Raw genomic sequence first — 13,896 nt, forward strand, 5'->3', positions numbered from 1 at the left:
CCTATTTACCTAAACAGAATTGACTAAATAACTTAGTGATTAATTCATCTTGAACCGCTTCACCAATAATTTCTCCTAACAAATCCCAGGCTTTAGTAAAATCAATTTGAATCAGATCAACTGGCATGCCTAAATCACAAGCTTGGATAACTTCATCTAAAGCTGAACTAGCTTGTTTCAATAATTGAGTGTGACGCGAGTTTAATAAATAAGTCACATCCTGGCTAGCAATATCTCCGCTAGCAAATTTTTGCCAAATCATCTGTTCTAAATCATTCATACCACTTTCAGACAACATCGATGTTCGAATCATTTCCGCTTCTGAACTATATGGCCTTAAATCCTCATCATTCAATTGACTAGGTAAATCTTGTTTATTTAAGACAATGATTCGTTGACTCCCTTGGGTCAAACGTAATAATTCCTTATCAGTATCAGTTAATTTCTCAGCTTGATTCAAAATTAAGATGATTAAATCTGCTTCTTGCATCACCTGGTGACTTCGTTTAACCCCAATTTGTTCGACCACTTCGTCAGTTTGACGAATACCAGCTGTGTCAATTAATTTCAAAGGAATTCCTTTAACATTAACAAACTCTTCAATCGTATCACGGGTAGTTCCTTCAATATCAGTAACAATAGCCCGCTCGTAACCTGATAGGACATTTAACAAACTAGACTTGCCTACATTTGGCCGGCCAATAATTGCCGTTTTAATCCCTTCGCGGAACAATTTCCCTTGTTGGGCTTGATTTAATAATTGCTGAATTTGCTCTTTAACTGATTGTGCTGTATTTAATAATTCTTGACTAGATAGCTCTTCAACGTCATCATATTCAGGATAATCAATGGTGACTTCAACTTGAGCTAAAGTTTCTAACATATCTTGGCGTAATTGACGAATCTTTCTCGACAGACTTCCCTGTAATTGATTGACTGAAGCTTGCATAGCCTTATTGGTCTTGGCTTCAATTAAATCCATAATCGCTTCTGCTTGCGATAAATCAATGCGTCCATTTAAAAAGGCTCGCTTAGTAAACTCGCCCGCTTCAGCCAGACGCGCCCCCTGATCTAGAACATTATCTAGCACTTCTTGGACAGCAATAATCCCCCCATGACAATTGATTTCAACAACATCTTCTCTAGTAAAAGTTTTTGGAGCTCGCATCACGCTTACCATTACTTCATCAATCACTCGATGCTCTTTGCGATGAATAATATGGCCGTAATGGATCGTATGACTGGGAACTTGAGCTAAATCTTTACCTTTAAACACCTGATTAGCAATTTCAACGGCTTGATCACCACTTAAACGAACAATACCAATCGCCCCTTCACCTAATGCAGTTGAAATCGCAGCTATAGTATCTTTAACATACATGGTCAGTCTCCTTTCTAAAACATTGAACAAAAAATGGCTAAATCCATAAAAAAAGTGCCTAAACTAACCCAATTACAAAATTAGGTTAGTAAGCACTTTGACTGCTGACTCTTATTTCTCAGCCATTATACAGCAGAAAAATAACTTCCGCAAGCAGAAATCATAGGGATTGAATGATTTATCTTGAAGATTTAGATTCTGACTTATCTTTCTGAGGATTGCAATCGCTAAATAATGGGTTATAATTGAGACTGTCAGTTATCTTCAAGGAGGGAAAAAGCTTGAAAAGAATACTCCGTTACTTTATAGGAGTGATCCTTACTATGATCAGTCTAGGCTCTTTTCAGACTGCTCATGCTATTGACAATGCCGAAGTCTATAATATTGAGCTTATGAAAGAAAACAACATAGAAAGTGGACTCGGGGCTGAATACGACTCAATCGAGAGCTTAGTCAATGATTTAATCGCTGAATATAATATAAATTCCGATGAAATCAGTTTTGCTTACTATAATTTTACCAGTGATCAACATTATTATATTAATCCTGATTTACAAATGATTGCCGCATCAACCATTAAAGTTCCCATCGTTGCCCTATATCTGGATTTGATTGCACAGGGACAATATACTTTTGATAGTCAGATTCCTTATGTGGAAGATTATATTGGTGGCGGAACTACCGGGACCACTTCCTCATTGGCAGACTTGATGTCCAATGCCATTATTTATTCGGATAATAGTGCCTGGTATTCGCTCATGTCTAATTACGGATCTTTTAGCGATAATCGTCAAGCAATTCTAGATTTCGTGGGTTATTATGATGTTCCTGGCGAATTTTTTGCCGATAATTATAGTTCGGCCTATTTAGCTGAACAATGGTTAATCAAGGTTGCGGTCAATCCAGATTACCAATATGTCGTTAATTTAATGAAACAAACTGATCCTAAACAACTTTTTACTTCCTATATTGCTCAAGGAATGGCCAATAAATATGGTCGTTTAGATAATTATATCCATGATACTGGCATCTATTATGAGAATAACCAAGCTCAATATGTCCTAGCTATTTATACCAATAATCAAGAACAAGCCGATCCTTTTATTGAAATGCTAAGTTTAAGAATTAATGAATGGTATCGAAGCCACTATCTTTCAGCAGAATACACACCTATAGATATCAAAAAAAATGAATCAGGCGTATCCATCACCAAAACTCAAAATGAAGACTCAACGATCACAGAGACTAGCCAAGAATAAATCTTAAGGATTATAATATTTTAAAGAAGACGATTGAAATATTTTCAGTCGTCTTTTTTATCTGATGAAATCAATAAATTATCTCTTTATCACTGATTTAGCGAACTTGCTGATAACTTATCTTTCACCATACATCAGATTACTTGAACACACCAGAATGTCTGCGATCAATTATTAAATTCGTACAAAAACCCAAGTCTGATTAGCTGACTGCCAACCAAACTTGGGCTAATATCATCTTCTATTGTGTTTGAAAGGGATTGGTTTGAGCTTCCTCCAACCACTTTGCATCATAATGATAGACTCCTTGCTCGGGATAAGTAAAGGTATCCGGGGCCAGACCATATTGATTGACAGTTAAACGAACTTGATTAACACCCAGCCATTGGTGAACATTGGCAACAATCGCTGCAATCACAGCTTGTTCTCCTTGAGGATGAGCATTCATAGTAGCCACCACTCCCGGACTAAAATCAATCGTCACGGTATTATCTGCTAACTCAACCTGATTGACCACAATATCCGCCCCAATAAAATTTTGACTCTGGAACAAATTCGTAAATGCACTAGCTAAATCTTGATTCGTCTGCCAGTCCAAAGACCCTGATGTCAATCTTAATAAACTTGATCCATCAGCTTGGGGTACAACCACCGGTATGGAGCTAATCAATTTAACATTTTGATTTCTTGCTTGAATTATCCAAGATTCCTTATTATTTTCTACAGCAATTAAACCGACTGCTTGCGCGAAATAATAAGTCTGATCCCCCACTGAAACTTGTAGAACATTCTGATAGGTCGATTCTCCGATCTTAGCTTCGCGGTATATCTCGGTAATACCATTACTTTGATCAGTCAATGTCAAGGGCTCCTTCATCAGCAAGGTATTTTCGGATGCTGCCGAATCTAATACAAAAAGTCTTGAATCATTTTGTTTTGAACTTTTTGTTAAAGCTTGCTGAGCCCAACTATATGATTCATTTTTTAACTGATTATCTTGAATCACTAGGATATGTTGAACTTGTTTTTGATCGTCTGTCGACATTAAATAGAGAGACTTACTCGCAGAACCATTACTAAAGGTGCGAATTTCATTGGCCTGCATAGGTAAGAAATCAAGTATCGAAAACGAAGATGTTTCTTCTAATGTTTGCCAATAAGACTTATCAATACTGAGCTTTTCTTGAGTTTCTGCTTTTTTCTCTGAATTACTCTCTGTGGTCGATTGTTGATCGAGCGACTCAGTTTGTTCTTGATTTTTTTTGGCTTCAATTTTGGCTTTATTTTCCTCGCTCAACTGTATCATAGGTTCTTGACGACAGGCTGATAAGCTGAGCATACTAAGTGAGATAAGGCCAATTTTAATGATGGTATCTTTCATCCTTCTCTCCTCAAATTTAATCACTCCCAAATTGTACCATAAAATCTCGATCAAAATTTAAAATTTATCATTGAAAATTTGTTTTCGACGAGCAAAATCATAAAATCTAAATTTTTCTAATTTATGGTAGGAAATCGTATGTTGGAAAAAAGTGGTGTCTTCAAGATACACATTACTTCGAACTGCCATTACATAGTCATTCTCCTGAATTCCTAAAGCTTGACTAATAAATTCATCAGCCCGCTTGGCCATAATTTCTTTACTGGCGTAGGCAATCTCTAAATTTAAATCTTCTTCAAAATATTGGTAGATAGAAATCTCAGCACGATCCTTGGGAATTTCTGGGATAATTTGTTGACGCAGGTAGTCTTCATCAACAATTAAGACTTCACCCTGTACTTCCCGGGTTCGAATCAAATGAATAAATTTTTCATGGTCAGAAACATCTTCTTGATCTGCTAAAAACTGAGGACATAATACTAATTCATTAACCAAGACAGTGGTTTTGGCCGAAATATTTTGTTGATCTTGTAATTCTTTGTAACTCGTCAATCCACTGATTGGCAGTGAGAAGCGCCGATAATCCAGAATAATTGAGCCAGATCCTTGTTTCTTTTGAATATAAGCATGGTCCTCAAGTAAACGCAAAGCTTTACGAATAGTTTCTCTTGAAACTTGATATTGCTCAGCCAATTGATGTTCACTGGGTAAATAAGTATCTTTTTGATACTGACCTTGCTGTATTTTTTGTTCAATATCTAAATATATTTTCTCAAACTTTTTCATGGTTCACCTCTACACGCTATTTAACCATCCTTCAACAGAAATACTGCTGTTTCGTAAGATTGTAACATAATTTCTTCGGTTAAAAATTGTAGCGGACCATTCCCGATTAATTTTTGACTAGACTTGTCTAAATATTTGCTCGGTAGCATCAATTTACTTGGCTGGGCGTAGAAATTATTTACTACCAATAGAAATTGACCTTGATATTGACGTTCGTAAGCCATAATTTGTGGGTGATCCAATTGAATTCCTTGATAAGATCCCTCTTGGATAATCGGATAATCTTTTCTTAATTGGATCAGATCTTGGTAATATTTATAAATTTTGCCTTCTTTTCTAGCTCGTTCAACATTGATTGTTTGATAATTATCAGCAACTTTTAACCATGGGGTTCCTTTAGTGAAACCAGCATGTTTACTACTATCCCATTGCATTGGTGTCCGAGAATTATCGCGAGATTTTTTACGAATGATATTCATGATTTTCTCAATGGGATAGCCTTTTTCTTGCAAAATTTGATAATGATTTAAGGTTTCAACATCAACATAGTCATCAATACTTTGATAACCCGGATCGGTCATACCAATTTCTTCCCCTTGATAAATATAAGGGGTTCCTCTGAGACACTGAATCGCTGTGGCCAGCATGGTCTGAGTCTCGTATGGATAATGAATGACATCGCCAAAACGCGAATTGGATCGAGGTTGATCATGATTATTTAAGAACAGTGCATTCCATCCCTGATGATCCGACATCCCTTTTTGCCAAGTATCCAGGATTTGCTTGAGCGCTATAAAATCAAATTCAGGATCTGACCACTTTTCACCATCTTGGTAGTCTACTTTTAAATGATGGAATGAAAAAATCATCGAAAGCTCTTGTTCTGTTGGATTGGAATAACGGATACCATTGGCAACATCCGTCGAAGACATTTCGCCAACCGTCACAATATCATCATAGCGACCAAAAGTAGCCTGATGCATTTCCTTTATCCATTGATGTACGATCGGCGTATCAGTGTATAAATGTTTCTCCTGATTAGATCCTGGTTCTTGACTATCCTGAAAATTTGGGTCTTTACCAATAACATTTAAAACATCAAAACGTAAACCCTTCACACCTTTAGCTAACCAGAAGTTAATGACCTGATATAAAGCTTGACGAACTTTGGGGTTATGCCAATTCAGATCAGCTTGGCTAACATCATACAAATGTAAATAATAAAGTGAGGTATCGCCAAATTTCTCCCATGCAGGTCCACCAAATTTCGACTGCCAATTTGTTGGTAATGATCCATCGGCTTTAGCCGGCCTTAAATAATAAAAATCCTGATATTCTGGATCTCCAGCGAGCGCTTTTTGGAACCACTCATGTTCAATCGAGGTATGATTAAGCACCATATCTAGCATTAATGAAATGCCTCGCTTTTCGGCTTCAGCAATCAATCGTTCAAAGTCTGCCATTGTTCCATAGGTCGGATCAATGGCACAATAATCGGAAATATCATAACCATTATCTTTTTGAGGAGATGGATAAAAAGGATTTAACCAAATTAAATCTACTCCTAAATCTGCGATATAATCCAATTTTTCAATCACACCGGCTAAGTCGCCCTTTCCATTGCCAGTGCTATCGTAGAATGATTTAGGATAGACTTGATAAATAACTTTTTCGCCTAAATTCATGAAAATCTTCCTTTCTACAGACTAAATAAAGAATAGCGTTTTTGAAAAATACAAAAACGCTATTAAAGTGCTTGAAATCATTATTTATTGGCCGTATTAAAGAAGGGAATATCAAACTTTAACCCAGCATTGGTTAAGAATTCCATTTTCTTGAAACTAAGTGTGAGAACAAATGGAACCACCACTGCAATTAACATGGCAACAAAGAACATTAACCAATATTGGATTTGAATAACTAGAATCCCTGGCAAACCTCCCACTCCAATCGAATTCGCTTGAATGCCTACTGTCGTAGTTAGTAATCCAGCTAGAGCAGATCCAATCATAGCGGCTAGGAAAGGATAAACATATTTCAAGTTCACCCCGAACATGGCTGGTTCAGTGACTCCTAAATAAGCTGAGATGGCTGATGGAATGGTAATTTGGGATTCTTCTTCATCTTTCCGACTCATCCACCAGACAGCCAATACCGCCGATCCCTGGGCAATATTGGATAAAGCAATCATTGGCCATAAGCCAGTAGAACCGCTGTCAGCAATTAATTGGCTATCAATTGCATTCGTCATATGGTGTAAACCAGTGATAACCAGTGGAGAATAGAAAGCTCCAAATATCGCACCAAATAACCAGGATAATGGACCTGTTAAACCAGCTAGAACCACACTAGAAATTAGACTACCTAGCCACCAACCTACAGGACCCAAGACAGTATGGGCTAAAATAACTGCTGGTAATAAAGAAAGGAAAGGAACCAAAATCATAGAAAGATATTCTGGAATAACTTTTCGCCAGAATTTCTCTAAATAGCCTAAAGCTAATCCGGCAAACATTGCTGGTAGGACTTGAGCTTGGTAACCAATCATATCTAGCTTGAAGAAACCAAAATCCCATTGAGGAACGGTTCCTTCAGCTAAGGCATCAGCAGCCCCATAGGCATTTAAAAGTTGTGGAGAAACTAAGGTAATCCCGAGAACAATTCCTAAAATTTGGGTAGTACCTAATTTTCTAGTAACCGCCCAGGTAATCCCAACTGGTAAGAAATGGAAAATAGCTTCCCCAGGTAACCATAAGAATTGGTTTACCCCATTCCAGAAAGGTGATACATCGACAATACTGTTGTAAATCGGATCACCATTCGCTGTGGCTTGAGCCACACCATCGACAACTTTTTGACCTAATGCCTCAAATCCTACACCTTCTAGAATATTTCTGAATCCGAGTATCAAACCACCCACAATAATGGCTGGAATAATTGGTGCAAATATTTCAGCCAAGAAGGTCATCGCTTTCTGCCACCAAGATTGATTAGATTCAGCAGCCTCTTTTACTTGAGCCTTAGATGTTTCAACAATACCAGAATGTTTCTCAAATTCTTTATAAAAATCAGCGACTTGGTTACCCACGATTACTTGAAATTGCCCTGCTTGAGTAAAGGTACCTTTTACTGAAGCGAGATTTTCGATGCCATCTACATCTGCTTTGTCTGGATCATTCAAGGCAAAACGCATCCGCGTTGCGCAGTGAGTAACGGCCTTAATATTCTCCTTACCACCGATTAAAGTGAGCAAATCCTGAGCATCTTTATCAAAGTTCGGCATAAATTCTTCCTCCTTTAAGAACTTGTCTATACAACTTGTACTTGTAGTATATATTGAAAACGGTTAAATAGCAATGAAAGCACTCCCTTAAATTAAATGATAGATATCATAAGTTAATTTAATACTTTTAATTCTATTTTAATTGTACAACGATAACTTGAGAGCAAAATATATTAAAATCTGGATAATAAAAAAATACCTAATAGGGATCAATCAGTCCGTTCTTACGTAGAAATATTGACTGAAATCCCATATTAGGTATGAATGATTCATCGATTTATTGATTATTCATTAACATATTCAACTACAAGATAACGATTTGGATCTTTTCCTTCAGAATGCGTCTGAATATGATCAATTTTTGATAGATGAGCATGAATTTGCTTACGTTCATAAGCAGGTAAAGAATCTAAAATTACAGGTTGTTTGGTCTTTAATACTTCATCAGCGGTTCTTTTAGCCATCTGTTCCAAAATATTTGCCCGACGGTCGCGGTAATCACCAACGTTGAGAGTTACATTTGTGCGGTGGCGATAATGATGATGCAATAAGGTTTGAGCGAGTACTTGCAGAGAATTAATGATTTTTCCGTGACGCCCAATGATGAGACCTGACTTATCAGTGTCGATATTGAAAATTACTTGATTATTATTTTGTTCAACTTCGATATCCGCATTGGCGCCGTATTCTTCAATCACATCGATCAGAAAATTAGCCACAATATGACTCGCTTTATGCAAATCAGGTCCAGTCGTTTCTTTGTCATCTGTTTCATTTTTATCTTGGAATGAAGAGCTTGTCTCAATATCCTGATCTAACATCGCTTCATTTTCTTCGAAATCTTCTTCAACTTGCGGATTGACCTCTTCCTCAGACAAGGTACTTTCGTCAGCTTGTTTTTCATTTTCAGATGAATAAGATTCATTATTTTCTATCACACCAGTTGATTCTGACTGATTTGGCTGAGTAATCGCTGAATTTGGTGTCTTCTTAGCTTCCATTTCCGCTTCAAGGGCATCTGTTAATTCAGAAAGTGATTGATTATTTTTTCTGCTAATAACAACAACAGCATCTTGTCGACCAAATCCTAGAAAGCCTTTTTTACCTTCATTAATCACCCGAATTTCGGCTTCTTCGCGTACAATTCCTAAATCTGCCAAACCTTTAGCAATAGCTTCATCTACCGTTTCTGCATTGATCGTAATACTATGATCTAACATCTATGTTTCCTCCATTATTTTTTATTTTTACCCGTAGCCCGTCTTAATTGGCGTCTCAATTCCCTTTGACGATCTTTCTCAATTTGAATTTTTTCTTCTCGTTCACGAATAATCTTATAAGGATTATTAAAAATTAAGACTTGAGCCACAGTAAATAAGTTGGTTACTACAAAATAAAGACCTAGGGCACTCGGTAGTCCAAAAGCAATCATAAATATAATCACAGGCATAACGTAAGTCATTACCTTATTTGCCGAGTTGGAGCTAGGTGCCGCCTTCATCATCAAATAAGTCGATAAGAAAGAGAAAACGGCTGCTAGAATAGGTAAAACTAAGTAAGGATCTCGTTGACCTAAATTCATCCACAAGAAATGACCTTGACGTAAGATTTCCGTTCTTTGAATGGTTTGATAAAGGGCAATCATCACTGGGAATTGAACTAGCAAAGGAAGACAACCCGCGAATTGATTCACACCGCGTTTCTCCATCAGCGCAGATTGTTCTTCTTGTAATTGTTCCATAGAATGACGATCTTTATTAGGGTACTTTGCTTTGATAGCGTCGAGTTCTGGTTGGATTTCTTGTAATTTACGTTGAGATTTCATTTGCATATTATTTAAAGGAATTAATAAGATACGAATCAATAAAGTAAATAAAATAATTCCGATGGCGTACTGATTAGCGAACAAACTCGATAACCAAAGAATAAATTGGGATAGGGGTTGAATAATATAAATATCCCAGAGACTTGACCCAGCTTGCCCGGTACCCTGTTGACTACATCCACTTAATAATAACATACTTGAGAGGATCAGAATCTTTTTATAATGACGTTGAATGTGCTGCATGGAGCCCTCCTAAAATCTATTTAATAATCTTTGCTAATTTCATGACATGAATAATTGAATGCTTAACTTGCTCCATATTTTTATCACGAATATCTGGTCGAGCAATTAATAAAAAATCAAGCTCCTGATCAATCTGGTCTTCTAATTCTAATAAGGCTTGGCGAATATATCTTTTCACTTGATTTCTTTTGACCGCGTTTCCAATTTTCTTTCCCACAGATATTCCTACTCGAAAATGTTTTTGATCTGGTTTCGTAAAAACATAGAGCACAAGTTGGCGATTAGCCACTGACTTTCCTTCATGAAATACTTTTTGAAAATCATATTCACTTTTTACCCGATATTTTTTTTTAATACCATCCACCTACTTTATTGCCACTGACTTCTTATTATTATAGCGAATATTCATACAAATTAAAAACAGAATTCAATGATTTTTACACAAAATAAAAAGGCTCCCGAGTTTCGGAAACCTAAAAAATTATGCAGATAATGATTTTCTACCTTTTAAGCGACGTTTTCTTAAAACGCGACGGCCGTTTTTAGTGCTCATTCTTTTACGGAATCCATGAACTTTTTTACGAGTGCGTTTTTTTGGTTGATAAGTTCTTTTCACTTGCCTTACATCCCTTCTATAATAAGTTTATTTTATGTCCAATACCAAAATATTCTAAAGAATTTAAGAGAAATTGTCAAGAATCAAATAAATTTTTAGAGAAAATATTTTTTATCCACAGGTCCTGTCAATATGTGGAATGGTTCTTTATCATTCAACATTAAAATATATTACTTATTAACAAAGACACAGGATGTTAATATAATACTTTTTTAACCACAAATTCTGTGGATAAGTCCAATAAAACCGATTAAAATCGCATTTTTTTATGAACAAGCGAAATGATTTTTTATCTATCCACTAACTTATCCACAATTATTATCATAATGTGCATAAGTCTACTGTTTATTTGTTTAAAACCTTGCTTTATAAATTAACTTGTGGATAAGTCAAAATATGTTACAATTAACTTATTATTTCAGTTCATTTAAATTTGGTAAAAGAGGTGACTTCATGGAAGAGAAAGACCAGTTTTGGCAAGAAATGACTGAATATCTCCGCCAACTCCTCTCTGAGAATGCTTACAAAAATTGGGTCGAACCCATATATCCTCTACGTATGGGGAATCAAGCCATCTCATTAGCTGTTCCTAATGATCTCACTAAGACATATTGGGAAAGACATTTGGCTGGTTATATACTGCAGCATTCACTTAATAAATATGGGGTAGAATATCAACCCACTTTTATGATAGTTCAAGATCAAGGACCTGCCCCCACTGCTTATAATCAGGTAAATAAAGCGAATCGGCCAGCCTATTTTTCTGATACTTCACTTAATCCCAATTATACTTTTGATAATTTTGTCATTGGGGAAGATAATAAAATGGCAAGTGGAGCAGCACAAGCTGTCGTTGAATATCCTGCCACTCTTTATAATCCTTTCCTTATATATGGTGGCGTTGGATTAGGAAAGACGCACCTGATGCAAGCCATTGGTAATGAGATTAAAAGAAATAATCCCAGTGCTAGAATCAAATATGCTACCAGTGAAGCTTTTGTTAATGACTTTATTACGAGTATTCAAAATGGATCGCAAAATGAATTTCGTGAAATGTACCGAAATGTTGACGTCCTATTGATTGATGATATTCAATTTCTATCTAATAAAGGGAAAACCCAAGAAGAATTCTTCCACACTTTTAATGTCCTTTATAATAATCGTAAACAGATCGTACTAACCTCGGATCGACTCCCTAATAATATTGATAATTTGGAAGACCGATTAATTAGTCGCTTTAAATGGGGATTATCCACAGATATTACTCCACCTGACTTAGAAACGCGGATTGCTATCTTAAGAAAAAAAGCAGCCAATGAACACCTAGATATTTCCTCTGAAACTTTAACCTATATCGCCAATAATATTGATTCAAATATTCGTGAACTTGAAGGCGCATTGGTGCGTGTCATAGCTTTTGCTGCAATTAATGGTCAAGAAATAACTACAGATCTTGCCGCTCAAGCTTTAAAAAATATTGTTGATCAACAAGACGATCGGCCACTAACTTGCGAGCGAATTATTAATGAAGTTGCTCATTTCTATACAGTGACTAATAAAGAAATTAAAGGTAAGAAACGCATCAAAGAGATTGTCGTCCCCCGCCAAATTGCCATGTATTTGAGTCGTGAACTTACTAATCTCTCTTTTCCAAAAATAGGAGAAGAATTTGGTAATAAAAATCATACAACCGTGATTCATGCCTATGAAAAAATTTCAACTAACTTAAAAACAGATGCCTCTTTACAAGAAGAAATCCAACAACTAAAAGATCGACTAAAATAAGCTTGTTGATAAAATCGCAACTCATCAAGGACTTATTGACATGGTCTTACACAAGATAAAGCCTGAGTAAATACTGTTTCATTCATTTTTACACAGAATCCACACCTCCTACTACTAAGACTTATTTATATAAAATATATTAATTAATAAAGGAGCTTATTATGAAATTTACAATCCATCGACAATCGTTTATGAATCAACTTGCCAATGTCACCAGAGCTGTTCCAGTAAAAGCAACGATTCCTGTCTTAACTGGAATTAAAATAGTGGCCCAAGAAGATGGAATTACTTTAATCGGCTCAGATGCAGAAATTTCCATCGAAGCTTTCCTAAATATCCAAGATGAAGCCTATCAATTAGAAATTATTGAACCAGGTTCTATCGTGGTAACTGCTCGGTTATTTAGCGAGATAATTAAAAAATTACCAACTGATATTATTACCATTGAAACCGATGAACAATACTTATTAACAATACGTTCTGGTCAAGCCGTATTTAATTTAAATGGAATTGATGGACAAAGTTACCCTCACTTACCAGAAATCGTAGCAGAATCAACACTTGAATTACCTACCTTACTTTTCCGTGATTTGATTAATCAAACAATCTTTTCTGCGTCTAACCAAGAAAGTCGTCCAGTATTAACGGGATTACACCTAAGCTCTAGCGATCATTTCTTATCTGGGGTGGCTACGGATAGTCATCGATTAAGTCGGCGAATGATTCCGGTTAAATATTCTCAAGAGGAATTAAATTTTGAATCCATAAACATTCCTAAGAAAACTGTCCAAGAATTATCCAGAATTATCGAAGACGAAGATCAGTTGAAGATGATGGTAGCCGATAAACAAGTAATCTTTACCATGGATAATTTAGTGATTTATTCACGCTTATTGGAAGGAAATTACCCAGATACGAATCGTCTCATTCCTCAAGACCATCAGACAGAAATCGTTGTGGATTCACAAGAATTCTTAGCTGCAATCGAACGGGCAAGTCTAATGTCTCATCAGGGTAAGAATAATGTCGTCCAATTAGATATCAATGACCAAAAAGTGGAATTGTTGGTTAATTCCAATGAACGTGGCCAAGCTTCAGAAATTATTGAAGTTAAATCGGCTGAAGGCGATGATTTAAAGATTTCTTTCAATCCTGACTACATGAAAGATGCTTTAAAATCCTTTGGTCCGATTGATATTCATATTGGTTTCCAAACTCCGGTTCGTCCGCTTCTGCTTACCCCAGCTGAGAAGAATGAGAATGAGAGCGCTAATAATCAACTTCTTCAATTATTGACCCCAATTCGGACACATTACTAATCTAAAATTTAAAGAAAA

At 36.1% G+C, this 13,896-nt stretch carries 12 protein-coding genes; 3 read left to right on the plus strand and 9 right to left on the minus strand.

Annotated features, from left to right (window positions below; translation table 11 throughout):
- Window position 1: 1 nt before the first annotated feature.
- A complete protein-coding gene (mnmE, locus tag BMX34_RS03825; RefSeq protein ID WP_092570959.1) occupies window positions 2–1,381 on the minus strand; it encodes a tRNA uridine-5-carboxymethylaminomethyl(34) synthesis GTPase MnmE in 1,380 nt (459 codons plus the stop codon).
- Window positions 1,382–1,662: 281 nt separating this feature from the next.
- Here mnmE and BMX34_RS03830 point away from each other — a divergent pair, with 281 nt between their 5' ends.
- Entirely contained in the window at window positions 1,663–2,640 is a 978-nt protein-coding gene (locus BMX34_RS03830; protein ID WP_143440724.1) for a serine hydrolase, read from the plus strand.
- 241 nt (window positions 2,641–2,881) lie between these two features.
- On the opposite strand, the gene BMX34_RS03835 is transcribed toward BMX34_RS03830, so the two are convergent.
- From BMX34_RS03835 to rpmH, 8 genes are all read right to left on the minus strand, one after another.
- A complete protein-coding gene (locus BMX34_RS03835; protein ID WP_092570963.1) occupies window positions 2,882–4,021 on the minus strand; it encodes a GerMN domain-containing protein in 1,140 nt (379 codons plus the stop codon).
- Window positions 4,022–4,078: 57 nt separating this feature from the next.
- Complete coding sequence (treR, locus tag BMX34_RS03840) at window positions 4,079–4,807, minus strand: trehalose operon repressor (RefSeq protein WP_092570965.1); 729 nt, start codon at window positions 4,805–4,807, stop codon at window positions 4,079–4,081.
- Window positions 4,808–4,827: 20 nt separating this feature from the next.
- A complete protein-coding gene (gene treC / locus BMX34_RS03845) occupies window positions 4,828–6,492 on the minus strand; it encodes an alpha,alpha-phosphotrehalase (RefSeq protein WP_092570967.1) in 1,665 nt (554 codons plus the stop codon).
- 80 nt (window positions 6,493–6,572) lie between these two features.
- Window positions 6,573–8,090, minus strand: coding sequence for a PTS system trehalose-specific EIIBC component (gene treP, locus BMX34_RS03850; protein ID WP_092570969.1), 1,518 nt, complete (start codon window positions 8,088–8,090; stop codon window positions 6,573–6,575).
- A gap of 284 nt (window positions 8,091–8,374) precedes the next feature.
- On the minus strand, window positions 8,375–9,310 hold the full coding sequence (gene jag, locus BMX34_RS03855) for an RNA-binding cell elongation regulator Jag/EloR (protein WP_092570971.1): 936 nt from the start codon (window positions 9,308–9,310) through the stop codon (window positions 8,375–8,377).
- 14 nt (window positions 9,311–9,324) lie between these two features.
- On the minus strand, window positions 9,325–10,158 hold the full coding sequence (locus BMX34_RS03860; RefSeq protein ID WP_092570973.1) for a YidC/Oxa1 family membrane protein insertase: 834 nt from the start codon (window positions 10,156–10,158) through the stop codon (window positions 9,325–9,327).
- A 16-nt stretch (window positions 10,159–10,174) separates the two neighbouring features.
- The gene (rnpA, locus tag BMX34_RS03865) at window positions 10,175–10,513 is read right to left on the minus strand and encodes a ribonuclease P protein component (RefSeq protein ID WP_092571071.1); all 339 of its coding nucleotides are present in this window, start codon (window positions 10,511–10,513) and stop codon (window positions 10,175–10,177) included.
- Between the two features lie 126 nt (window positions 10,514–10,639).
- Window positions 10,640–10,774 carry a 50S ribosomal protein L34 gene (gene rpmH, locus BMX34_RS03870; RefSeq protein ID WP_092570975.1) on the minus strand — a complete coding sequence of 45 codons (135 nt, stop codon included), beginning with the start codon at window positions 10,772–10,774 and terminating at the stop codon, window positions 10,640–10,642.
- 453 nt (window positions 10,775–11,227) lie between these two features.
- Here rpmH and dnaA point away from each other — a divergent pair, with 453 nt between their 5' ends.
- Window positions 11,228–12,559: a chromosomal replication initiator protein DnaA gene (gene dnaA, locus BMX34_RS03875; RefSeq protein WP_092570977.1), complete on the plus strand. Its 1,332-nt coding sequence runs from the start codon at window positions 11,228–11,230 to the stop codon at window positions 12,557–12,559.
- 161 nt (window positions 12,560–12,720) lie between these two features.
- Window positions 12,721–13,878: a DNA polymerase III subunit beta gene (gene dnaN, locus BMX34_RS03880; RefSeq protein WP_092570979.1), complete on the plus strand. Its 1,158-nt coding sequence runs from the start codon at window positions 12,721–12,723 to the stop codon at window positions 13,876–13,878.
- The last annotated feature ends 18 nt before the right edge of the window (window positions 13,879–13,896 follow it).

The sequence above is a fragment of the Ignavigranum ruoffiae genome (assembly GCF_900110675.1).
Taxonomy (GTDB): domain Bacteria; phylum Bacillota; class Bacilli; order Lactobacillales; family Aerococcaceae; genus Ignavigranum; species Ignavigranum ruoffiae.